Raw genomic sequence first — 20,673 nt, 5'->3', positions numbered from 1 at the left:
CTCGTATGCGCCCACCCGTCGATACTTTCTTGCAATGTTGCGAAAAAGTGTCAGTCGAAAGACTGACTCGCCTCAGTTTCCGACGCGCTGCCCGTCCACGAACACCTGCAGCTCGCCCGGCGCGAACTGTGTCCATGTCTCGTTGGTGGTCAGCGGCGAGGTCACGACCACGGCCACGCGGTCGTTGGGCGTGGTGTGTTGTGCGAAGTCGATCTCCAGGTCTTCGTCCGACAACTGCGCCGTCACGAAGGGATGGCGGCGCTCCACGTACCAGAGGTTGGTCGAGGCGTGTGCCCACAGCGCCTGCCCGTTGGACAGCATGAAGTTGAAGGTGCCGTGGCTCGCCAGCTGCGGGGCCAACTCGCGCAGCGTGAGCGTGAGCTCCTCGATGCTCGGCACGCCCGCGTGCGACTTGGCCAGCTCCTGCATGATCCAGCAGAAGGCGTGCTCGCTGTCGGTGTTGCCCACAGGGTGGAAGTTGCCGTGCAGGCGCGGGCGGAACTCCTTCAGGTCGCCGTTGTGGGCGAACACCCAGTAGCGCCCCCACAGCTCGCGCACGAAGGGGTGGCAGTTCTGCAGGTTGACCTCGCCCTGCGTCGCCTTGCGGATGTGCGCGATGACGTTGCGGCTCTGGATGGGGTAGCGCCGGATCAAATCTGCCACCGGCGATTCGCAGGCCGGCTGGTGGTCGACGAAGTGCCGCAGCCCGCGATCCTCGAAGAATGCGATGCCCCAGCCGTCGGCATGGTGGTCGGTGCGGCCGCCGCGCTGCGCGAACCCCGTGAAGCTGAAGGTCACGTCGGTCGGCGTGTTGCAGTTCATTCCTAGCAATTGGCACATGGCGCTATTAGACGCGAGTGCCGGCCGGCCGTGCGGCGGATCCGCTCGCCGCTCAGCGCACGAAGCGGCCCTCGGGCGTGACGCGCACCATTTCGATGAAGCGCGAGCCGGTGGTGTTGCCGGTCGAGAAATCGATGTCCATGCCGGCCAGGCGGAACTTGAGCGCGCGCAGCGTCGCATGCAGGCGCGCGCGCGTCAGGTCGCGGCCGGTGCGCTTGAGCGCCTCGATCATCACCAGCCCGTTCAGGTAGCCCTCGAAGCTGCCGTAACCCACCGGCACCTGTGCCCGCTCCGCCAGCCGGCGATAGTCGCGCGTCACGGTCTCCACTTCGCCCCAGGGATAGGGCATGACTTGCGAGATCGCGAGGCCGCCTGCCTGCAGGGCCACCACCTTGGCCGTGACTTCGCCCGGCACGATCGACATGCCGTAGAACATCGGCTTGCTGCCGGCGGCGTAGGTGGCCTTGATCACCTCGCCGGCCACGGTGCCGGCCAGGTACATCAGGATGGCCTGCGATTGGCTGTCGGCCAGCGCCTTGCCGGCGGCGGCGGCGTCGGAGCCGTCGCCCTTGGCGACCACCTTGGCAGTCGGCACCAGCTTGTGCGGGACCATGGCCGCCTCGATCAGCTTGACCGCCTCGGCGCCGCCGGGGTTGTCGAGGTGGACGATCGCGATCTTGTTCACGCCGATGGTCGCCAGGTGCTCGACCAGGGCCTGCGCTTCACGGGCGTTGCTGGCGCGCACGAAGTAGGCCGAGCCCGCGACGCGTTCGCGCGCGCTGTCGCCCACCCCGTAGCCGCCCACGCTGGGCGCGCCGCTCTGCTGCAGCAGCTTCGCCGCGGCGGCCGTGGTGCCCGAGCCCACGCAGCCGAAGAAGGCGAACACGCGATGGTCGTTCAGCAGCTTGGTGTAGTTCTCCAGCGCCTTCTCGGGCTTCAGCTCGTCGTCCAGCGCCACCATCTTGATCTTGCGCCCGTTCACGCCGCCCTGTTCGTTGACGGCATCGAACGCCAGCGCGGCACCGTTGTGCACGACCTTGATCTGCGATCCGAGCGGACCGCTCAGGACAGCCGAACTGCCGAGCACGACTTCGCTGTCGCTCACCCCCGTTTCGGCGGCTTGCGCGCAGGAGAGCCGAGCGAGCCCGGCGGCGGCCACGGCCGTCGATGCGATAAAACTTCTGCGTTGCATGTAAGACCCATCCCAACTGATTTAACAAATTCTCACAATTAGAGACGATGGGTCCTTTCGTATTACTCGGTGCTTACCCTGACTGTGGCGGACGGCGCAACTGCCACGCCGCGCAGATGGCCAGCGCGCAAAGGCCGGCGAGCATCGCGAACACCTCGTCGAAGGCGGCGAGCCGCGCCGGGCTGGTCATCGGGTTGGCCAGCGAATCGCCGTGCGCCGCGAGCCGCCACTCCAGCACGATGGCGCACAGGCTCACGCCGGCCGCGCCGCCGAGCATGCGCACGAAGTTGATGGCGCTCGCGCCCTGCGGGATCAGCGGCTTGGCCAGCGGCCGCATCGAGCCGAGGTTGAGCGAGGGCAGGATGAAGCCCAGCCCGATGCGCCCGATGATCGCGAAGGCCACCAGCAGCCACAGCGCGCTGTCCAGCCGCAGCACCATCATCAGCGCGAACGAGGCTGCCAGCAGCGCGAGGCCGATGGTCACCAGCACCCAGGTCGGATGCTTGTCGGCCAGCCGGCCCACGCCCGCGATGGTGAGCGCCAGCACGATGCCCGCCGGCAGCAGGATGGTGCCCACGTGGGAAGCGGAGAGATGCAGCCCCACCTGCATGTACACCGGCAGCAGGTAGGTCGAGCCGAAGAGCGCCGTGCCGTAGATGAATGCGACCACGCTGCCCATCGCGAACTGCCGGTAGCGGAAGAGCGCCAGGTTCATCAGCGGCGTGCCGCCCGAGGCCGCGAGGCGCCGCTGCCACCACACGAAGACGCCGAACGAGGCCAGCGCGCCCGCCAGCAGCAGCGCCGCCTGCAGCGGTGAATCGCCGCGCAGCGCCACCAGGCCGTTGAGCAGGCACAGCGTGCCGACCGTGCCCAGCGCCAGTCCGCGTGCGTCCAGCCCGTCGCCGCGCGCAGCCGCCACGCCGCCGGGCGCGGTCTTGGGCACGAACTTGTAGGCCAGCCACAGCGACGCGAGGCAGAACGGCACCACCATGAAGAAGATCGAGCGCCAGCCGAACAGGTCAACCAGCACGCCGCCGATGCTCGGCCCGATGGCCGGCGCCAGCACCACGCCCATGCCGAAGATGCCGCTGGCGCGCCCCTGCTCGTGCGGCTCGAAGGCGCGCAGGATGATGATGGCCGGAATGGGCTGAACCACGCCCGCGGCCAGCCCCTCGGCCACGCGCGCGAACAGCACCAGCGAGAAGTCGTTGGCCACACCGCCCACGATGCCGCCGATCAGCAGCAGGAGCATCGTGCCCACGTAGGTGCGGCGGTAGCCGTAGCGCGACAGCAGCCACGGCGTGGTGAGCATCGACACCGTCATCGCCACCATGAAGCCCGAGCTCACCCATTGCGCGCGCTCCTGTCCGAGCGAGAAGTGGTGGCTCATGCCGGGGATGGCCACGTTCACGATGGTCGAGGACATGATCGACGCCATCGTCCCCACCATCACCGACAGCAGCAGGTACCAGCGGTAGCGTTCGCCGTAGCGCTGGCGCATCGTGCCGATGGAGGGCGGGGCCGGCGTGCTCGCGGCTTCTTGGGGCGGTGGGGAGGTCATGGGGCGGCGGAATGTCTCGGGTCCGTCGTCCTACAAGCATATCGGGCTTTGCGCGGCGGCAAATGAAAGGGGCGACCGCAAAATGCACCCGCTGTCCCTTCCGCGTCAGGAAGATCAATCAAGACAACTGCCGCATGAATGCTCCATCCGACGATCAAGCCAACGCCCAGCCGGTTGCCTCCGGCGAAGCGCAAGGGGAAGGCGCGCCCACCCTCGCCGCCGAGTTGGCCGCGCCCACCGTCAGCCGCGCCTACCGCTGCCAGTGCGAGCGCCCCGTGTTCCTGCGCAACAGCGAATGCCTGGCATGCCACACGCCGCTGGGCTACGTGATCGAGCGGCTCGGCGTGATGCCGCTCGCGCCCGCGGAAGGCGCGGGCGTGCAGCCCGACACCTTCACCGTGTTCGGCGATCCGCACGGCAAGACCTACAGCCGCTGCGTGAACTTCATGACGCCGGCCGGCTGCAACTGGATGGTGCCCGCCGCGCGTGAAGGCGAGCAGCCGCCGCCCGACACGCATGGCCTCGCGCCCGGCTACTGCCTGGCCTGCAGCGTCACGCGCACCATTCCCGATCTCTCGGTGGAAGGCAACGGCGAACTCTGGCGCAAGCTCGAGACCGCCAAGCGCCGGCTGCTCTCGCAACTGCTCGCGCTGGGCCTGCCGGTGGTGAGCCGCCACGCCGATCCCGAGCACGGGCTGGCCTTCGACTTCCTCAGCAACACGCCGGGCGGCCCGCACGTGATGACCGGCCACCAGCACGGCGTGATCACCCTCAACGCCGAGGAGGCCGAGGACGCCGTGCGCGAGCGCATCCGCGCCGAGATGCGCGAGCCCTACCGCACCCTGCTGGGCCACTTCCGCCACGAGATCGGCCACTACTACTGGGACCTGCTGGTACAGCCCACGCAGTGGATCGACGACTTCCGCGCCCTCTTCGGCGACGAGCGCGCCGACTACGCCGCCGCGCTGCAGACGCACTACGAGCAGGGCCCGCCGCCCGACTGGGCCGACCGCTTCGTGAGCAGCTACGCCAGCACCCACCCATGGGAGGACTGGGCCGAGACCTGGGCTCACTACCTGCACATGGCCGACACGGCCGACACCGCGATGAGCTTCGGCGTCGACGCGACCAACGTCGAGCTCGCGAGCGACCTCTTCACGCCTGCCGACCTGTGGCAGCCCGACGACCCCGACGCCGGCAGGTTCCTCGACTTCATCAACGGCTGGGTGCTGCTCACCAACGTGCTCAACGAGCTGTCGCGCAGCATGGGGCAGCCCGACTACTACCCCTTCGTGCTGCCGCGCGCGGCGGTGGGCAAGCTGCAGTTCATCCACCGCGTGGTCACGCAGCAGCGGCCGGGCGATGCGCCCTCGATGGTGGTGGCCGGCGACATCGAGCCGGAACCAGCGCCGGAAGCGGGCAGCGGGAGTCCCGCCCAGCCCGAGCCTCAGGCGTCGTCCTGAGAAGACGGCCTGGCAGCCGGATCGGCCTGCCGGCCTGTCGCGCAGCGCATGCAGACGCACGCGAGCCCGCGCATTTCTTCCGGCAGGTTGGTGAGAGGCGCCTTGCTGAAGTCGACCTGCATGCACCAGCAGGGCGGCTGCGCCTGGCCCGTCTCGCGCTCGATTTCCATCGCGCAGCGGTTCGCCTCGCCGCACAGCGGGCAGCGCGTGGCGTCGATCAGGCCGGCCGGAGCCTCTGCAGTGGTGGACATCATGAAATCTCGAAGGCCGGCAGCTTCTTCGCGACGACGTCGTTACGCAGCGTCGCGTACACCGGCAGCCCGCCGCTGTAGGCGGGGTAGTCCTCGCCCTCGATCAGCGGCAGCAGGTAGCGGCGGCACTTCTCGGTGATGCCGTAGCCATCGTCGGAGATGAAGTCGCGCGGCATCGGCTTTTCGACGTTGGCGACCGATTCGAGCGGCGCGCTGCCCAGGCGGTAGGCGTAGGGCGCGTCGGAGATGCGTTCGATGGTCGGCATCACCGCGTTGCGGCCTTCCAGCGCGAGCTCGACCGCACGCTGCCCCAACTCGTAGGCCTGCCGCACGTCCGTGGCCGATGCGATGTGCCGCGCGGCACGCTGCAGGTAGTCGGCCACGGCCCAGTGGAACTTGTGGCCCAGCGCGTCCTTGACCATCTGCGCCACCACCGGCGCCGCGCCGCCGAGCTGCGCATGGCCGAAGGCGTCGCGCGTGCCCTGTTCGGCAAGGAATGTTCCGTCGGGGTGGTGGCAGCCCTCGGACACCACCACCGAGCAGTAGCCGTGCTGCTTCACCAGCTCGTCCACGCGCGCGAGGAAGCGTGCCTTGTCGAACTCGATCTCGGGGAACAGCACCACCACCGGAATGCCCTGGTCCGCCGCGAGCCCGCCGGCCGCCGCGATCCACCCCGCATGCCGGCCCATCACCTCGAGCACGAACACCTTGGTTGAGGTGGCGGCCATCGAGCGCACGTCGAATGAAGCCTCGATGGTCGACACCGCCACGTACTTCGCGACCGAGCCGAAGCCGGGGCAGCAGTCGGTCAGCGGCAGGTCGTTGTCGATGGTCTTGGGCACGTGGATGGCCTGCAGCGCATAGCCCATCGATTGCGAGAGCTGGCTCACCTTGAAGCAGGTGTCGGCCGAATCGCCGCCGCCGTTGTAGAAGAAATAGCCGATGCCGTGCGCCTTGAACACCTCGATCAGCCGCTCGTACTCGCGCCGGTTCTTCTCCAGGGACTTGAGCTTGTAGCGGCACGAACCGAAGGCGCCCGATGGCGTGGTTCGCAGCGCCGCGATGGCTTCGGCCGATTCGGCGCCGGTGTCGATCAGCTCCTCGGCCAGCGCGCCGATGATGCCGTTGCGCCCGGCGTACAGCTTGCCGATGCGGTCGGGGTGGCGGCGCGCCGTCTCGATCACGCCGCAGGCCGAGGCGTTGATGACCGAGGTGACGCCGCCCGACTGGGCGTAGAAGGCGTTGGAGATGGACATGCGCGGCATTGTCCTGCAGCCCCCCGGGCGGCGCCAGTGGACGCCGGTGTCCGGATGTCAGCGGCTCTCGAACACCGGCGCGCGCTTCTGCAGGAAGGCGCTCACGCCCTCGCGGAAGCTGGGCTTGTCGATCAGCTCGCGCTGGCGCTCGCTCTCGTAGTGCAACTGTTCCTTCAGCGTGTGGTGCTCGGAGGCTTCGAAGGCTTCTCGCGCTTCCAGCACCGCGTGCGCGGGCAGGCGGGCCAGGCGTTGGGCGATGCCCTTGGCCTCTTCGAGCAGTTGCTCGTCGTCCACGCAGGCCCAGATCAGGCCCCACTGCACCGCACGTCCGGCGCCCACGCGCTCGTCGAGCAGCGCCATGCCCATGGCGCGCGCACGGCCCGCGCGGCGCGGAATGGCCCAGGTGCAGCCCAGGTCCGGAACGATGCCGAGCTTCGGCAGGAAGGGCAGGTAGAAATAGGCGCTGCGCGCCGCGATGGTCACGTCGGCCGCGAGCGCCAGGCCCACGCCCGCACCGGCGGCCGGGCCGTTCACCGCCGCGACCACCGGCACCGGCAGCGTGCGCAGCGTCTCGATCAGCGGGTTGCTCAGGCTCTGCATCCACTCGGCGGTCTGCGTGCCGAGCGACTTGCCCTCTTCGGGCGGCGCCATCGCGCTCAGGTCGGCGCCCACGCAGAAGGCCTTGCCGGCGCCGGTGAGGATCACGGCGCGCACCGAGCGGTCGTCGCGCATGCGCTCCAGTGCGTCGCGCAACTCGATCTGCAGGTCGCGCGCGATGGGGTTCAACTTGGCGGGCAGGTTCAGCGTCAGCGTCGCAATGCCGTCGGCCTGCTCCTGGAGGATGAAGGGTTGTGCAGCGGTGTCGGAACTCATGGCATCGATGGTTCGACGCGCATGGAGACCGGTCAAGCCGGGGACAACCCGTGGGAGCGAAGTCGCCATGGCGACCATGCGCTGGCATCCCGCGAACGCAGCGGCATCGCGGCCGGCTGCGCGTCGGACACGGTGATGCACGACGACTCCAGCGCCGACACCAGCACGCGCCGGTGGTCGGTGCTCTCGAAGCGCTCGCCGGGCTCCAGCACGATGTCGCGCGTGTCGCTGTCGATCGTGACCCACACCGAGCCGCTGCGGCATTCGATGCCCACGCCCGCGCCGTCGGGCACGGCGAAGACCGAGCGCTTGGGCAGGCTCACGTGGAAGCGGGAAGTGCTGGACGAGAAGGTCACGGCGGGAGAAGAAGAGGAGGTGATCGAAGAGGAAGAAGAGGTGCTCATGGCAAGCTCCATTGCATTCACTATGCGAATGAATATAGTGAACCGGAGCCCTTCTTACACACGGTCATTCGGAACTCGTTGCATGCGTACAGAGAATGCGAAAGCCGCCAATGCCACCGGCGTCGAGCTTCCCCCGCTCGAACTGCTGCGCAGCTTCGAGGCGGCTGCGCGCCGGCTGAGCTTCACGCTGGCGGCCTCGGAGCTTCACCTCACGCAGTCGGCCGTGAGCCGGCAGATCCAGCAGTTGGAAGCCAGCCTGGGCGTGCTGCTGTTCGAGCGGCGCCACCGCGCGCTGTCGCTCACCGAGGCCGGCGGCGTGCTGCAGCGCGCCGTCACCGACAGCCTGGAGCGCCTGCGCGACGCTACGGCGCGGGTGCGCGCGAGTTCCGCGCCCCGGCAGGTGGCGATCACCACCACGCCGGGCTTCGCGTCGATCTGGCTCATACCGAAGCTGGCGCGCTTCACCGGCAGCCATCCGCAGGTCGACGTGCGCGTGTCGGCCACGCTCGACGTGCTCGACCTGGAAAGCAGCCGCATCGACCTGGCGGTGCGCTTCGTGCCCGTCGGGCGTGGCGTGGGGCCGGCGCTGTTCGAGGAGTCGGTGATCCCGCTGTGCTCGCCGCAGGTGGCTGCGTCGCTGCGCGAACTTTCCGATTTCTCCAAGCTCACGCTGCTCACCGTCGAGTACCCCGACCACAGCGAGGCGCCCACTGCCGATTGGGAACCCTGGCTCAAGGTCATGGGGCTGGAAGACCTGCGCATGAAGAGCACGCTGCGCTTCACGCAGTACGCCGATGCGGTCTCGGCCGCGGTGGCGGGGCAGGGCGTGGTGATCGGCCGGCTGCCCCTGCTGAGCGAGCTGGTGCGCGATGGCCGGCTCGTGGCGCCGCTGGGCGAGGGCGCTGCCTCGCATCGCGGCTACTTCATCGAGATGTCCAGGCGCGCCGCAGGCAACCGCGACGCGCAGGAGTTCGCGCAGTGGCTGCGCGACGAGGCCGAGGCCGCGCAGCGCAGCTGACGCACAGCGATGCCGATCAACCCGGCAGCAGTACCTTGTTCACGACGTGGATCACGCCGTTGGACTGGTAGACGTTGGCGATCGTCACCGTCGCTGTGCCGCCCTTGGCGTCGGTCACCAGCACGTTGCCGCCGCTCATCGTCGCGGTGAGCGTGCCGCCGCTTGCGGTCTTCAGCGTGGCCTTGCCGCCGCCTGCGTTGATGGCGCTCATGAGCGCCGCGCTATCGAGCTTGCCGGGCACCACGTGATAGGTCAGCACCTTGGTCAGCGTGGGCTTGTTCTCGGGCTTGAGCAGTGTGTCGACGGTGCCGGCGGGAAGTGCCGCGAAGGCGGCGTTGGTCGGCGCGAACACGGTGAACGGGCCGGGGCTCTTCAGCGTGCCGACGAGGTCCGCGGCCTTCACGGCGGCGACAAGCGTGGTGTGGTCCTTCGAGTTCACCGCGTTGTCGACGATGTCCTTCGTCGGGTACATCGGCGCGCCGCCGACCATCGGGTTCGATGCCCCGTTGCCGTTGCCGCTCATGCCCATGCCGCCCGCGCAGGCTGCGAGGAGGACAGAGACGCTGGCTGCGATCACGAGTTTCTTCATTGAAGTCTCCTGGAAAGGTGATGGATGGTTCTCGAGGCTCTCTGTGGAAACCGCCAACAGCTCGGAGGCGCAATGCGCTTGAACCTGATACGTCGCCTGCGCGCGATTGGATTCATCGGCCCTCCACGTAGGCTTTGCGCCACACAGGCGATGCGCGACGCTTGCGCATCGAACGCGCGAGCTACAGAATCCGCGCTTCGTTTTTCAGCAACAGTTTTTGCTCCCCGCGCGCCCGGCGACGATCGACCTCCCTGGCGACACACCCCTCCAATGAACCGTTACCTGAACACCTGACCCGCACACCGACCGCCCCGGCCGGACGTGCATCCACGCATCCGCCGAGGCCGATCGACAAAGGCCCCGCGCAGCCATTCGCCGGGGCCTTTTTGTTTTTCGGAGTGTGTGCACATGAGTGCTCAACGAAGGGCCCGCGACGACGACAAGCGTCTGGGCCGGTTCTATTTCTCGGTGTCGAACGCGGCACCCCGCAACCCCGTCGTGGCAGCGCTGGTGCGCCGCGAAGCAAGCCAGAAGGCGGGCCGCCACCTGCGCACCCACAGCGCCGAGCGGCGCGCGCAGAAGGTGGCGCTGCAGAAGGCAGCGCGCAACATCGTGCAGGAGGACTGACCATGCGTGAAGACATGGACAAGGTCATCGTCGAACGGCCGCGCCGCGGTGGCGGCGTGCAGGGCGATGGACGCAAGTGGCGCAACAGCAAGGAGCGCGGCTCGCGACTGGGCATGAAGCAGGGCTACGAATACCCCAAGGGGCTCAACGAGAACCTCGCGCCGCTCAAGCGCTGGCTGCACAAGCAGGTGCACCGGCCTTGGGACAAGGTGTACTCGGAGCTTTGCAGCACCATCGATCGACGCAGCGTCGTGCAGGCGCATATCTTCGAGCACATCGAAGACTTCGTCGAACGCGATGCGGTGATGCACGACGGGCAAGTGCTGGTGCGTGCAGGATGGTGGGGCCGCGGTGAGCGCGTGCCGCTGGAGGAGGCTTCGCGGGTGGAGCTTTTCGTGCACCCCGCCACCGGCATCCTTTTGCCCAACCGCCGGTTTTCACAGGCTCGACGGCGTGAGCGCGGCGGCACGAAGGCAGAGCTGTCGTTCGTCGTGATCGACGAACTCACGCAATGGCACCGCGTGAACGGCGACTGGTTCGAGATCACCCTGGCCACCACGCCGCCCATGAGGGCCCCGGGTGTCTGGGACAAGCGTTTTGACGTGCTGCGGCGCTGCTTCGTCAGGACCACGTGTGCATGGGGACGGCCGGAGTTCGGCGAGTCGAGCAACCGGGCCATGTACGGGCGCGACGACGTCTATGCCGCAACAAAGCGCCAGCTCAGCCGCAAGGAGATCCGCGCGCGCCTGGGCGAGAACGCCTTAAGCCGTTCGTCAGGTAGAGGCAAAGTCGCATCGCGCATGATGCAGGCGCCGCGCCATCCCCGATGAAAGAAAGCACGATGAATCTCACCGCCTCCAACTGGTTTCTCTGGGCCGCCCTCTCGGCCGTCTTCGCCGCGCTGACGGCCATCCTCGCCAAGCTGGGCCTGGCCGGTGTCGATTCGGACATGGCGACGCTGGTGCGCACCGTGGTCATCTTCGCGGTGCTGCTGGTCTTCGTGAACGCCACCGGCAAGTGGACGAACCCGCTGCAGCTGTCGCCGCGCACCTGGCTCTTTCTCGTGCTCTCGGGGCTCGCGACGGGCGCGTCGTGGGTCTGCTACTTCCGCGCGCTCAAGGTGGGCGATGCCTCGCGCGTCGCGCCGGTCGACAAGCTCAGCGTGGTGCTGGTCGTGCTCTTCGCCGTGATATTCCTCGGCGAGCGGCCCTCGGGCCGCGAATGGGCGGGCGTGGCGATGATCGCGGGCGGCGTGCTGATGCTTGCGATCAAGCGCTGAGCTGCGCCGCCGGCCGTGCTGCCGCGCGCGGCAGCAGGAAGAACGCCAAGTTGCCCGCAGCCAGCATGCCGGCCACCGTGAAGAACACCGCGCGGAATGGCTCGACGCCGTTCGCCACGGCCCACGACGCGGCCACGCCGGTGGTCCACTGCATCAGCGAGACGCCGAGGAACATCGCCATGTTCATCAGCGCCATCGCGCGCCCCGTCATGGCTGCCGGGTAGGCGTTCTTGGTGTACGCGTACTGCAGCACGCTGTAGCCCGAGAGAAGGCCGTAGACGATCGGCAGGCCGATGTCGATCGCGCGCGAATGCGTCAGTGCCATCGCGCCGAACATCAGCGAGCCCGCGAGCGCGCAGCCCATCATCCAGCGCGTGCGCCGCGCGCCGCCCGGGTCCATGCGGCCGAAGAGCGTGGGGCTGATCATGCCGGCGACAGTCATCACCAGCGCGACGTTGCCGCTGGCCACCAGCGAGAGGCCGTGCCGCTCGTGCAGCACCGGGCCGAGCCACAGGCCGCGCAGCGTGATGAAGGCGGCATACGACACGCAGGCGAAGCACAGCAGGCCCAGCGTGTGCGGCATCGCGAACAGCGGCAGCAGTTCGCGCACGGCCTTGCGCAGCGTCTGGCGCTCCGCCCGTTCCGGCAGCGCGATATCGGCGGCACCTGCAGGCTCGCGCACGCGCCAGAAGATGATCAGCCAAGACAGCACAGCGAACGCCCCCAGCACCGCATAGCCCGCGCGCCACGACGAAGCCTCGATCAGCAGCGCCAGCGGCGTGCCCGTGAACAGGATGCCCATGCCGGCCAGGCTCATCACCAGCCCCGACATCGCGGTGAAGCGCGAGGCATCGAAGTGCCGCGCGATGAACACCGTGCAGGCCAGGAAGGCCGGCGCGCAGCCCACGCCGATCAGCGCCTGCCCCAGCAGCAGCGCGTGGAAGTCCGGCGCCATCGCGCACAGCACCGCACCCGCGATCGCCAGAGGAAAGGCCGCCAGCACCGTGCGCCGCACGCCGAAGATGTCGATCGATACGCCCATCGCGAGCTGCATGATCCCGAACATGAAATGGAAGGTGCCCGCCCAGGTGCCCAGCTGCTGCGGCGTGAGCCCGAAGTGGCTGCCGAGCGGCGTGGCCATCATGGCGCCGACGGTGCGGAAGGCCTGGCTCAGGGCGAAGGCGGTGGCCAGGGCCACGAGCATGGCGGCCGCGGAGGAAGTCCAGCGCGGCGGAGGCGGCGATGCCGCGTTCGTGTTCATCGGGAAAGAGGGGCGGGAGGCGAAGGGGAGCCCGTCGATGCTAACGGCAGGCCGCCCAGCATGCAGAACGGCGCCCTCGGGCGCCGTTCGTTGCGTGCGTCAGGCCCGGCGCAATGCCGGGCCGGGCAAGGCGATCAGGCCTCGCCCTTCACCTTCAGGCGCCACGCATGCAGCAGCGGCTCCGTATACCCACTCGGCTGCTCGATGCCCTTGAACACCAGGTCCTGCGCCGCCTTGTAGGCCGCCGAGGTGGTGAAGTTGCCGGCCATCGGCTTGTAGAGCGGGTCGCCTGCGTTCTGCTCGTCGACCACCTTGGCCATGCGCTGGAAGGTCTCGTCGACCTGGGCCTTGGTGACCACGCCGTGCAGCAGCCAGTTGGCGATGTGCTGGCTGGAGATGCGCAGGGTGGCGCGGTCTTCCATCAGGCCGACGTTGTGGATGTCGGGCACCTTCGAGCAGCCCACGCCCTGGTCGATCCAGCGCACCACGTAGCCGAGGATGCCCTGCACGTTGTTGTCGATTTCCTGCTGGCGCTCTTCGGCGGTCCACTTGGCCTCCGCCGCGATCGGCACCTGCAGCAGGGCGTTGAGGATGTTGTCGCGCTCGGCGTCGGCGTCGATCTTCTCCAGTTCCTGCTGCACCGCGGTCACGCTGACCTGGTGGTAGTGCAGCGCGTGCAGCGTGGCGGCGGTGGGCGAGGGCACCCAGGCGGTGTTGGCGCCGGCCTTGGGGTGGCCGATCTTCTGCTCGAGCATGGCGGCCATCAGGTCGGGCATGGCCCACATGCCCTTGCCGATCTGCGCCTTGCCGCGCAGGCCGCTGGACAGGCCGACGAGCACGTTGTTCTTCTCGTAGGCGCCGATCCACGCGCTGGACTTCATGTCGCCCTTGCGGATCATCGGGCCACCCTGCATGGCGGTGTGCATCTCGTCGCCGGTGCGGTCGAGGAAGCCGGTGTTGATGAAGGCCACGCGCGCGGCGGCCTCGGCGATGCAGGCCTTGAGGTTGACGCTGGTGCGGCGCTCCTCGTCCATGATGCCCAGCTTCACGGTGTTGGCGGGCAGGCCCAGCAGCTGCTCGACGCGGCCGAAAAGTTCGCTGGCGAAGGCCACTTCGGCCGGGCCGTGCATCTTCGGCTTGACGATGTAGATGCTGCCGGTGCGCGAGTTGCCCTTGCGCTTGAGGTCGATGGTGGCGATGGTGGTGGTCACCACGGCATCGAGGATGCCCTCGGGGATTTCCTTGCCATCTGCGTACAGCACGGCCGGGTTGGTCATCAGGTGGCCCACGTTGCGCAGGAACATGAGCGAGCGGCCGTGCAGCTTCACGGGCTTGCCGTCGGCGCCGGTGTACTCGCGGTCGGCGTTCAGGCCGCGCGTGAAGGTCTTGTCGCCCTTGGTGACTTCTTCCGTGAGCGTGCCTTCGACGATGCCCAGCCAGTTCGAGTACGCCACCACCTTGTCGGCGGCGTCGACCACGGCCACCGAGTCTTCCAGGTCGAGGATGGTGGAGAGCGCGGCTTCGAGCACCAGGTCGCTCACGCCGGCGGCGTCGCTCTTGCCGATGGGCGTGGAGCGGTCGATGCGGATGTCCAGGTGGATGCCGTTGTGCTTGAGCAGCACCGACGACGGCGAGGCGGCGTCGCCCTGGAAGCCGACGAATTGCGATGCATCGGCCAGGCCGGTGCTGCTGCTTTGCAGCGCGACGACGAGCTTGCCGTCCTTCACGCTGTAGCCGGTGGCGTTCTTGTGCGAGCCGTTGATCAGCGGCGCGGCCTGGTCGAGCACGTTGCGCGCGAACTCGATGACCTTGGCGCCGCGCACCGGGTTGTAGCCCTTGCCCTTCTCGGCGCCGCCGGTTTCGGGAATCGCGTCGGTGCCGTAGAGCGCGTCGTACAGCGAGCCCCAGCGCGCGTTGGCGGCGTTGAGCGCATAGCGCGCGTTGAGGATGGGCACCACCAGCTGCGGACCGGCCTGCAGCGCGAGTTCGGAGTCGACGTTGGCGGTCGTGGCCTTCACGCCCTTGGGCTGGGGCAGCAGGTAGCCGATCTTCTCGAGGAAGGCGCGGTACGCCGGCATGTCGGCGATGGGGCCGGGGTTCTTCCTGTGCCAGGCGTCGAGCTCGCTCTGCAGGCGGTCGCGCTCGGCCAGCAGGGCGATGTTCTTCGGCGCGAGGTCGCTGACGATGGCGTCGAAGCCCTTCCAGAAGACGTCGCTGGCCACGCCGCTGGCGGGAAGGACCTTGTCCTCGATGAAGCGATGCAGCTCGGTCGCGACCTGGAGTCCGTGGGCGGTGGTGCGGGCGGTCATGTGGGTTTCTCCTTGAGAAAAATGCAATCCTGGGACGAACTTTATTCGATACTTTGCTGGCGAGTAAGAGACTGAATCGGGATTTATCCGTGACAGAAATGAAGGTAATTGGCGGCCAGCGCCAAGGGCCTCGAGCGGGCTCGCCGGCTCAGACCTGTCCGCTCAGTTCCCTGGCCGCCGCGCGCACCGGCTCGATGTAGCGCTCGTCATAGCGGTGCGTGGGCATCGTCAGCGTGACCGCGGCCGCGAGGCTGCCGTCGGCGTGGAGCACCGGCGCCGAGATGCCGGCCAGCTCGGCAGTGCGGTCGCCCACCAGCGCGCACCAGCCCTGCGCACGGATGGTGTCGTAGAGCTTGCGTTCCTTCGCGCCGCTCGGCAGTTCGGCTTCGGGGCCGAAGGCGATCAGCACGCGCGCGCCCGCGCCGCGGTCGTTGGGCAGCAGGTCGCCGGCGCGCACGTGGTCGCGCACCACGTGCGGCGAATCGATGCGGAACTGGCACAGCCGCACCCAGCTGTCGCCCTGGGGCTGCCGCACGTGGTACGCCGCGCTCTCGCCGGTGGTTGCGACCAGCGCGCGCAGCACCGGCAGCACGATCCGGTCGAGCGACTGCGAGGCCGCGTAGAGGCCGTGCAGCCGCGCGATCTCCATGCCCAGCGCATAGCGGCCGTCGTCCTGCCGGCGGATCAGCCGCGCGTGTTCCAGCGAGGCCAGCAGCCGCAGCACTGTGCTCTTGTAGAGCTGCGTGCGCTCGGCGAACTGCGCGAGCGACAGCGCCTCGTCGCCCGGCTGGAAAGCCGAGAGCAGGCTCAGCGCGCGGTCGACCGCGGCGGCGCCGCCGGGGGCGGCGTTGAGATCGGAGACGGATTCGGTCTGGGCTTTTCGGGGCATGGCTGGGGAGGGGCAGGGAATGGCGCGGCTTGACAGTCGGGGTGGATCGACGGTCTAATTCTGTTTAACGGAATTTAGTTCTGTAAGACAGAACAGTCAAGCGCAAGGAGACAGAATCCGATGACAACCCCCGACGTCCTCATCAGCGAGGTCGGCCCGCGCGACGGCCTGCAGTCGGTCAAGGCCACCATGCCCACCGCCGACAAGCTGCGCTGGATCGACGCGCTCTACGCCGCTGGCGTGCGCGAGATCGAGGTCGCTTCCTTCGTGCCCGCGAAGCTGCTGCCGCAGATGGCCGATGCCGCCGAGGTGGTGCGCCACGCCGTCACGCTGCCGGGCCTCGTGGTGATGGCCCTGGTGCCCAACCGCAAGGGCGCGCAGGCCGCGCTCGAAGCCGGCGCGCACAAGCTCACCATGCCGGTGTCGGCCAGCGTGGCGCATTCGCTGGCCAACGTGCGCAAGACGCCCACCGAGATGGTCGAGGAGGTGCGCGCCATCTCCGACCTGCGCCGCGAGATCGCGCCACAGGCGAAGCTGGAGGCCGGCATCTCCACCGCCTTCGGCTGCACGCTGCAGGGTCTGGTGCCCGAGGACGACGTGATCCGCCTCGCCGCGCAGTGCATCGAAGCCGGCGCCGACGAATCGGGCCTGTCCGACACCGTGGGCTATGCCAACCCCGCGCAGGTGCGCCGCCTCTTCAGGCGCCTGCGCGCGGAGATCGGCAGGCACGCCGGCGCGGCCCACATGCACAACACGCGCGGCCTCGGCCTGGCCAACTGCCTCGCCGCGTGGGACGAGGGCGTGCGCACCTTCGACGCGTCACTGGGCGGCCTGGGCGGCTGCCCCTATGCGCCGGGCGCCTCGGGCAACGCAGTCACCGAAGACCTGGTCTTCATGTTCGAGGCCATGGGTGTGCGCACCGGCATCGACATCCAGAAACTCATCGCGGCGCGCGCGCCGCTCATGGCCGGCCTGCCCGGCGAACCGGTGTACGGCATGACGCCCGAGGCCGGTCTGCCGAAAGGCTTTGTCCAGGAACCCGTCGCTCATGTCTGAAGCCAATTCCCCGTCGAATCCGTTGCCCTACGCGGGCGTGCGCGTCGTCGAGTTCACCCACATGGTCATGGGCCCGACCTGTGGCCTGCTGCTGGCCGACCTCGGCGCCGAGGTCATCAAGGTCGAGCCCATCGAGGGCGACAGCACGCGGCGCCTGCTGGGCTCGGGCTCGGGCTTCTTCCCGACCTTCAACCGCAACAAGAAAAGCATCGCGCTCGACCTCAAGAAGCCCGAGGGCGTGGAGGCCGCGCTGCGGCTGATCGCCACCGCCGACATCGTGAGCGAGAACTTCAAGCCCGGCACCATGAAGAAGCTGGGGCTCGACTACGACACGTTGGCCAAGCTCAACCCGCGCCTCATCTACGTGAGCCACAAGGGCTTCCTGCCCGGCCCCTACGACCACCGCACCGCGCTCGACGAGGTGGTGCAGATGATGGGCGGCCTCGCCTACATGACCGGCCGCTCGGGCGACCCGCTGCGCGCGGGCACCAGCGTGAACGACATCATGGGCGGCATGTTCGGCGCCATCGGCGCGATGGCCGCGCTGCGCCAGCGCGACATGACCGGCAAGGGCTGCGAGGTGCAGTCGGCGCTGTTCGAGAACAACGTGTTCCTGGTCGCGCAGCACATGATGCAGTTCGCCGCCACCGGCAAGGCGGCCGACCCGATGCCCAGCCGCATCTCGGCCTGGGCGGTGTACGACGTGTTCACCGTGAAGGACGGCGAGCAGATCTTCCTGGCGGCCGTGAGCGACAAGCAGTGGGCCATCTTCTGCAAGGCCTTCGGCCTCGACGAGATGCTGGCCGACCCGCGCCTGAAGACCAACAACGACCGTGTGCTGGCGCGCGAATGGATGATGCCCATCCTGCGCTCGCACCTGGCGAACCACAGCGCCGCGGAGCTCGCCGCGGTGTTCGAGAAGAACGAGCTGCCCTTCGCGCCCATCACGAAGCCGCAGGCGCTGTTCGACGATCCGCACCTCAACGCCACCGGCGGCCTCGCGCCGGTGCGCATGAACGACGGCAGCATGGCGAAGGTGCCGCTCATGCCGTTCACGCTCGACGGCGAACGCCCGGGCATCCGCCTGCAGCCGCCGCGCACGGGCGAGCACGGCCGCGAGCTGCTGAAAGAAGTGGGCTACAGCGACGAGGAAATCGCCGCGCTCGAAACACAACACATCACCCTCGGAGACTGAACTCATGTTTTCCAATGCACGGCGCGCCTTGCTGGCGTGCGCCGCGGCCGCCGCATGGCTGAACGCCGCCCCCGCCCTCGCCGATACGGCCTGGCCCGACAAGCCGGTGCGGCTCATCGTTCCCTACACGCCCGGGGGCGCCACCGACATCGTGGCGCGGCTGGTCGCGCAGAAGCTGGCCGACGACACCAAGTGGACCTTCATCGTCGACAACCGCGCTGGCGGCAACGGCAACATCGGCATGGACGTGGTGGCCAAGGCCAAGCCCGACGGCTACACCATCGGCCTGGGCCAGACGGCGAACCTCGCGATAAACCCGACGCTCTTCCCGAAGATGCCCTACGACGCATTGAAGGACCTGGCGCCGGTGTCGGTGGTGGCCTCGCAACCCGTGGTGCTGGTTGTGCGCGCCGACGCACCGTTCAAGTCGCTGGCCGACCTGGTCGCCGCCGCCAAGGCCAAGCCGGGCGAGATCCGCCAGGCGCTCGCGGGCACCGGCACGCTGGGCCACATGGCCGGCGAGGTGCTCGCCAAGCGCGCGGGCTTCAAGGTGCTCAACGTGCCGTACAAGGGCGCCGCGCCGGCCATCACCGACCTGCTCGGCGGCCAGACCGACTACATGTTCGCCACGCCGCAGGGCGCGCTCTCGATGGTGAAGGGCGGCCGCCTGCGCGCGCTGGCCGTCACGTCGGCCAAGCGCCTGCCGGTGATGCCCGACGTGCCCACCGTGGCAGAGAGCTACAAGGGCTTCGAGGCGGTGGACTGGAAGGCGCTGGTCGCGCCGGCAGGCACCAGCCCCGAGATCGTGAAGAAGCTCAGTGCCGCCGTCGACAAGGCGCTGGCCAAGCCCGCGACCATCTCGCAGCTGCTGGCCGAAGGCAGCACGCCCGTGGGCGGTACGCCGGAGCAGGCGGCGCAGTACATCAAGGCCGAGCACGCACGCTGGGGCGCGGCGGTGCGCGACGCGGGCGTGCGGCCCGAGTAGGGCAGGCGCTCCCAGGTTGGCGGGCGATATAGTTCCCGCCCCATGGACCGCCTGAAGCAACTCGAATCCTTCGTCTCGGTCGCGACCCGCGGCAGCCTGACTGCCGCGGCCAAGGCCGAGGGCGTGGCGCCCGCGATCATGGGGCGCCGGCTCGACGCGCTGGAGGAGCGCCTGGGCGTCAAGCTGCTGGTGCGCACCACGCGGCGCATCACCCTCACCCACGAAGGCAGCGCCTTCCTCGAAGACTGCCAGCGCCTGCTGGCCGAGTTCGCGAACGCCGAGGCCAGCGTGAGCGCCGGCGGCCTCAAGGCCAGCGGCCATCTGCGCGTGACGGCGCCGGCCGGCTTCGGCCGCCGCCACGTCGCGCCGCTGGTGCCGCGCTTCCATGCGCTGCACCCGGAAGTGACCATTTCGCTGAACCTCAGCGACCGCGTGGTCGACGTCACCGGCGAGAGCTTCGACTGCGCGGTGCGCGTGGGCGACCTGCCCGATTCGTCGCTGGTGAGCGTGCGGCTGGCCGACAACCGCCGCCGCTGCGTCGCCACGCCCGAGTTCGTGCGCCGCCACGGCAAGCCCAGGCACCCAAGCGAGCTCTCGCGCTTTGCCTGCCTCACGCTGTCGAGCGACGCCTCGCAGACGCGCGGCTGGGCCTTCCGCGTCGTCAACGAAGAAGGCAACCAGGAGCTGATCCACCTGCGCCCGAGCGGCCCGCTCGACTGTTCCGACGGCCAGGTGCTGCACGACTGGTGCCTCGCCGGCCACGGCATCGCGTGGCGCAGCACCTGGGAGGTCGAGGCCGAGATCGACGCCGGCCTGCTGGTGCCGCTGCTCGAGGAGTTCGCCGCGCCGCCCAACGGCATCTACGCGGTGTTCGCCGGCGCCAAGCACATGCCGCTGCGGGTGCGACTGTGGCTTGATTTCCTCAAGGAGCAATACGGCAACCCGGATTTCTGGGGCGGGAGGGCCTGAGGCGCACCGGTGGCGTCACAATGTGTTTGCATTTGAAATTCCGTTGATACGCTCACCACGCCGACAGCGCTGAGGTCTTTCGCGAACACCGAGGAACCGGCTTTGCCGGGCCTCAGGTGTTGCCCCCGGCAGGGGGTTGGCGAAGCGACACGAAGTGCGCGCAGCCTGGGGGCGAGCCATCCTGAAAGCTCCACCGATGACGCTAGAAGCCATCCTTGCGTACCTTCACCTGCTCGCCATCCTCACGATGGTCGTCTTCATTTCCAGCGAGGCCGCGCTGTGCCGCGTGCAGTGGCTCAACGCGGCGGTGGTCGAGCGGCTGGCCAAGGTCGACATGGTCTACGGCATCGCCGCCATCGCGGTGCTCGCCACCGGCATCGCGCGCACCTGGTGGGGCGTGAAGGGCACGGCCTGGTACTGGACCAACCCGCTGCTGCACGTGAAGCTGGGGCTGTTCATCATCGTGGGGGTGGTGTCGATCTTCCCGACGCTGACCTACTTCCGCTGGCGCAAGACGCTGCGCGCCACCGGCAAGCTGCCGGCCGAGGCCGAGATCCTCAAGACCCGCAAGCTGGTGATGATCCAGGCGCACCTGATCGCGCTGATCCCGCTGGTGGCGGTGTTCCTCGCACGCGGCTTCGGCAAGTAGGCGTGGC

At 68.7% G+C, this 20,673-nt stretch carries 21 protein-coding genes; 10 read left to right on the top strand and 11 right to left on the bottom strand.

Annotated elements, in window-relative coordinates; genetic code table 11:
* Positions 1–72 precede the first annotated feature (72 nt).
* From EJP67_RS13455 to EJP67_RS13445, 3 genes are all read right to left on the bottom strand, one after another.
* Positions 73–840, bottom strand: a complete 768-nt coding sequence (locus tag EJP67_RS13455; protein ID WP_126022222.1) for a class II glutamine amidotransferase — start codon at positions 838–840, stop codon at positions 73–75.
* 52 nt (positions 841–892) lie between these two features.
* Positions 893–2,032, bottom strand: a complete 1,140-nt coding sequence (locus EJP67_RS13450) for an ABC transporter substrate-binding protein (protein ID WP_126022221.1) — start codon at positions 2,030–2,032, stop codon at positions 893–895.
* 73 nt (positions 2,033–2,105) lie between these two features.
* A complete protein-coding gene (locus EJP67_RS13445) occupies positions 2,106–3,593 on the bottom strand; it encodes a DHA2 family efflux MFS transporter permease subunit (RefSeq protein WP_126022220.1) in 1,488 nt (495 codons plus the stop codon).
* Between the two features lie 134 nt (positions 3,594–3,727).
* Between EJP67_RS13445 and EJP67_RS13440 the strand changes: the two genes are divergently transcribed.
* A complete protein-coding gene (locus tag EJP67_RS13440) occupies positions 3,728–5,056 on the top strand; it encodes a zinc-binding metallopeptidase family protein (RefSeq protein WP_240650647.1) in 1,329 nt (442 codons plus the stop codon).
* Here the strand turns inward: EJP67_RS13440 and EJP67_RS13435 are convergent.
* The 4 genes from EJP67_RS13435 to EJP67_RS13420 are packed head-to-tail and all read right to left on the bottom strand — an operon-like array spanning position 5,041 to position 7,840.
* Positions 5,041–5,310: a cysteine-rich CWC family protein gene (locus tag EJP67_RS13435; RefSeq protein ID WP_126022219.1), complete on the bottom strand. Its 270-nt coding sequence runs from the start codon at positions 5,308–5,310 to the stop codon at positions 5,041–5,043. The two genes, EJP67_RS13440 and EJP67_RS13435, sit on opposite strands and share 16 nt — an antisense overlap.
* Positions 5,307–6,563 carry a 6-phosphofructokinase gene (locus EJP67_RS13430; RefSeq protein WP_126022218.1) on the bottom strand — a complete coding sequence of 419 codons (1,257 nt, stop codon included), beginning with the start codon at positions 6,561–6,563 and terminating at the stop codon, positions 5,307–5,309. Before EJP67_RS13430 ends, EJP67_RS13435 begins: the two co-directional genes overlap by 4 nt.
* A 57-nt stretch (positions 6,564–6,620) precedes the next feature.
* Positions 6,621–7,436 carry an enoyl-CoA hydratase-related protein gene (locus EJP67_RS13425; RefSeq protein ID WP_126022217.1) on the bottom strand — a complete coding sequence of 272 codons (816 nt, stop codon included), beginning with the start codon at positions 7,434–7,436 and terminating at the stop codon, positions 6,621–6,623.
* A gap of 32 nt (positions 7,437–7,468) precedes the next feature.
* Positions 7,469–7,840: a DUF2917 domain-containing protein gene (locus EJP67_RS13420; protein ID WP_240650646.1), complete on the bottom strand. Its 372-nt coding sequence runs from the start codon at positions 7,838–7,840 to the stop codon at positions 7,469–7,471.
* A gap of 82 nt (positions 7,841–7,922) precedes the next feature.
* Here EJP67_RS13420 and EJP67_RS13415 point away from each other — a divergent pair, with 82 nt between their 5' ends.
* Complete coding sequence (locus EJP67_RS13415; RefSeq protein WP_126022216.1) at positions 7,923–8,858, top strand: LysR substrate-binding domain-containing protein; 936 nt, start codon at positions 7,923–7,925, stop codon at positions 8,856–8,858.
* A gap of 16 nt (positions 8,859–8,874) precedes the next feature.
* On the opposite strand, the gene EJP67_RS13410 is transcribed toward EJP67_RS13415, so the two are convergent.
* On the bottom strand, positions 8,875–9,447 hold the full coding sequence (locus EJP67_RS13410) for a fasciclin domain-containing protein (RefSeq protein ID WP_126022215.1): 573 nt from the start codon (positions 9,445–9,447) through the stop codon (positions 8,875–8,877).
* A 408-nt stretch (positions 9,448–9,855) separates the two neighbouring features.
* Between EJP67_RS13410 and EJP67_RS13405 the strand changes: the two genes are divergently transcribed.
* Genes EJP67_RS13405 through EJP67_RS13395 form a run of 3 tightly spaced genes read left to right on the top strand, consistent with a single transcriptional unit; the run spans position 9,856 to position 11,353 of the window.
* Positions 9,856–10,074, top strand: coding sequence for a hypothetical protein (locus EJP67_RS13405; RefSeq protein WP_126022214.1), 219 nt, complete (start codon positions 9,856–9,858; stop codon positions 10,072–10,074).
* Positions 10,075–10,076: 2 nt separating this feature from the next.
* Positions 10,077–10,904 (top strand): hypothetical protein, encoded by an 828-nt coding sequence (locus EJP67_RS13400; protein ID WP_240650645.1) that lies wholly within the window; start codon positions 10,077–10,079, stop codon positions 10,902–10,904.
* A gap of 11 nt (positions 10,905–10,915) precedes the next feature.
* Positions 10,916–11,353, top strand: a complete 438-nt coding sequence (locus tag EJP67_RS13395) for an EamA family transporter (RefSeq protein ID WP_126022213.1) — start codon at positions 10,916–10,918, stop codon at positions 11,351–11,353.
* Here the strand turns inward: EJP67_RS13395 and EJP67_RS13390 are convergent.
* The 3 genes from EJP67_RS13390 to EJP67_RS13380 all read right to left on the bottom strand — a co-directional run bounded on the left by EJP67_RS13390 (position 11,343) and on the right by EJP67_RS13380 (position 15,812).
* A complete protein-coding gene (locus EJP67_RS13390) occupies positions 11,343–12,614 on the bottom strand; it encodes an MFS transporter (RefSeq protein ID WP_126022212.1) in 1,272 nt (423 codons plus the stop codon). The genes EJP67_RS13395 and EJP67_RS13390 overlap by 11 nt on opposite strands.
* Positions 12,615–12,748: 134 nt before the next feature.
* Positions 12,749–14,923, bottom strand: a complete 2,175-nt coding sequence (locus EJP67_RS13385) for a malate synthase G (RefSeq protein ID WP_126022211.1) — start codon at positions 14,921–14,923, stop codon at positions 12,749–12,751.
* A gap of 148 nt (positions 14,924–15,071) precedes the next feature.
* A complete protein-coding gene (locus EJP67_RS13380) occupies positions 15,072–15,812 on the bottom strand; it encodes an IclR family transcriptional regulator (protein ID WP_126022210.1) in 741 nt (246 codons plus the stop codon).
* A gap of 120 nt (positions 15,813–15,932) precedes the next feature.
* On the opposite strand from EJP67_RS13380, the gene EJP67_RS13375 reads away from it, so the two are divergent.
* The 5 genes from EJP67_RS13375 to EJP67_RS13355 all read left to right on the top strand — a co-directional run bounded on the left by EJP67_RS13375 (position 15,933) and on the right by EJP67_RS13355 (position 20,666).
* Positions 15,933–16,868 carry a hydroxymethylglutaryl-CoA lyase gene (locus EJP67_RS13375; protein ID WP_126022209.1) on the top strand — a complete coding sequence of 312 codons (936 nt, stop codon included), beginning with the start codon at positions 15,933–15,935 and terminating at the stop codon, positions 16,866–16,868.
* Positions 16,861–18,063 (top strand): CaiB/BaiF CoA transferase family protein, encoded by a 1,203-nt coding sequence (locus EJP67_RS13370; protein WP_126022208.1) that lies wholly within the window; start codon positions 16,861–16,863, stop codon positions 18,061–18,063. Before EJP67_RS13375 ends, EJP67_RS13370 begins: the two co-directional genes overlap by 8 nt.
* A 4-nt stretch (positions 18,064–18,067) precedes the next feature.
* Positions 18,068–19,048: a Bug family tripartite tricarboxylate transporter substrate binding protein gene (locus EJP67_RS13365; RefSeq protein WP_126022207.1), complete on the top strand. Its 981-nt coding sequence runs from the start codon at positions 18,068–18,070 to the stop codon at positions 19,046–19,048.
* 42 nt (positions 19,049–19,090) lie between these two features.
* Positions 19,091–20,017 (top strand): LysR family transcriptional regulator, encoded by a 927-nt coding sequence (locus EJP67_RS13360; protein WP_126022206.1) that lies wholly within the window; start codon positions 19,091–19,093, stop codon positions 20,015–20,017.
* A 196-nt stretch (positions 20,018–20,213) separates the two neighbouring features.
* Positions 20,214–20,666 (top strand): DUF2214 family protein, encoded by a 453-nt coding sequence (locus tag EJP67_RS13355; protein WP_093203932.1) that lies wholly within the window; start codon positions 20,214–20,216, stop codon positions 20,664–20,666.
* The last annotated feature ends 7 nt before the right edge of the window (positions 20,667–20,673 follow it).

Origin of the sequence: Variovorax guangxiensis (genome assembly GCF_003952165.1) — a bacterium.
Taxonomy (GTDB): domain Bacteria; phylum Pseudomonadota; class Gammaproteobacteria; order Burkholderiales; family Burkholderiaceae_C; genus Variovorax; species Variovorax guangxiensis.
This window is presented reverse-complemented; position numbering and strand designations above follow the sequence as displayed.

What these genes read in the sequence shown, in the direction of transcription:
- EJP67_RS13445 (WP_126022220.1), bottom strand. Translation starts at nt 3,593, where the DNA reads ATGACCTCCCCACCGCCCCAAGAAGCCGCGAGCACGCCGGCCCCGCCC.
- EJP67_RS13405 (WP_126022214.1), top strand. Translation starts at nt 9,856, where the DNA reads ATGAGTGCTCAACGAAGGGCCCGCGACGACGACAAGCGTCTGGGCCGG.
- EJP67_RS13400 (WP_240650645.1), top strand. Translation starts at nt 10,077, where the DNA reads ATGCGTGAAGACATGGACAAGGTCATCGTCGAACGGCCGCGCCGCGGT.
- EJP67_RS13410 (WP_126022215.1), bottom strand. Translation starts at nt 9,447, where the DNA reads ATGAAGAAACTCGTGATCGCAGCCAGCGTCTCTGTCCTCCTCGCAGCC.
- EJP67_RS13430 (WP_126022218.1), bottom strand. Translation starts at nt 6,563, where the DNA reads ATGTCCATCTCCAACGCCTTCTACGCCCAGTCGGGCGGCGTCACCTCG.
- EJP67_RS13435 (WP_126022219.1), bottom strand. Translation starts at nt 5,310, where the DNA reads ATGATGTCCACCACTGCAGAGGCTCCGGCCGGCCTGATCGACGCCACG.
- EJP67_RS13360 (WP_126022206.1), top strand. Translation starts at nt 19,091, where the DNA reads ATGGACCGCCTGAAGCAACTCGAATCCTTCGTCTCGGTCGCGACCCGC.
- EJP67_RS13395 (WP_126022213.1), top strand. Translation starts at nt 10,916, where the DNA reads ATGAATCTCACCGCCTCCAACTGGTTTCTCTGGGCCGCCCTCTCGGCC.
- EJP67_RS13365 (WP_126022207.1), top strand. Translation starts at nt 18,068, where the DNA reads ATGTTTTCCAATGCACGGCGCGCCTTGCTGGCGTGCGCCGCGGCCGCC.
- EJP67_RS13385 (WP_126022211.1), bottom strand. Translation starts at nt 14,923, where the DNA reads ATGACCGCCCGCACCACCGCCCACGGACTCCAGGTCGCGACCGAGCTG.
- EJP67_RS13375 (WP_126022209.1), top strand. Translation starts at nt 15,933, where the DNA reads ATGACAACCCCCGACGTCCTCATCAGCGAGGTCGGCCCGCGCGACGGC.
- EJP67_RS13425 (WP_126022217.1), bottom strand. Translation starts at nt 7,436, where the DNA reads ATGAGTTCCGACACCGCTGCACAACCCTTCATCCTCCAGGAGCAGGCC.
- EJP67_RS13455 (WP_126022222.1), bottom strand. Translation starts at nt 840, where the DNA reads ATGTGCCAATTGCTAGGAATGAACTGCAACACGCCGACCGACGTGACC.
- EJP67_RS13370 (WP_126022208.1), top strand. Translation starts at nt 16,861, where the DNA reads ATGTCTGAAGCCAATTCCCCGTCGAATCCGTTGCCCTACGCGGGCGTG.
- EJP67_RS13415 (WP_126022216.1), top strand. Translation starts at nt 7,923, where the DNA reads ATGCGTACAGAGAATGCGAAAGCCGCCAATGCCACCGGCGTCGAGCTT.
- EJP67_RS13440 (WP_240650647.1), top strand. Translation starts at nt 3,728, where the DNA reads ATGAATGCTCCATCCGACGATCAAGCCAACGCCCAGCCGGTTGCCTCC.
- EJP67_RS13450 (WP_126022221.1), bottom strand. Translation starts at nt 2,032, where the DNA reads ATGCAACGCAGAAGTTTTATCGCATCGACGGCCGTGGCCGCCGCCGGG.
- EJP67_RS13390 (WP_126022212.1), bottom strand. Translation starts at nt 12,614, where the DNA reads ATGAACACGAACGCGGCATCGCCGCCTCCGCCGCGCTGGACTTCCTCC.
- EJP67_RS13380 (WP_126022210.1), bottom strand. Translation starts at nt 15,812, where the DNA reads ATGCCCCGAAAAGCCCAGACCGAATCCGTCTCCGATCTCAACGCCGCC.
- EJP67_RS13420 (WP_240650646.1), bottom strand. Translation starts at nt 7,840, where the DNA reads ATGAGCACCTCTTCTTCCTCTTCGATCACCTCCTCTTCTTCTCCCGCC.
- EJP67_RS13355 (WP_093203932.1), top strand. Translation starts at nt 20,214, where the DNA reads ATGACGCTAGAAGCCATCCTTGCGTACCTTCACCTGCTCGCCATCCTC.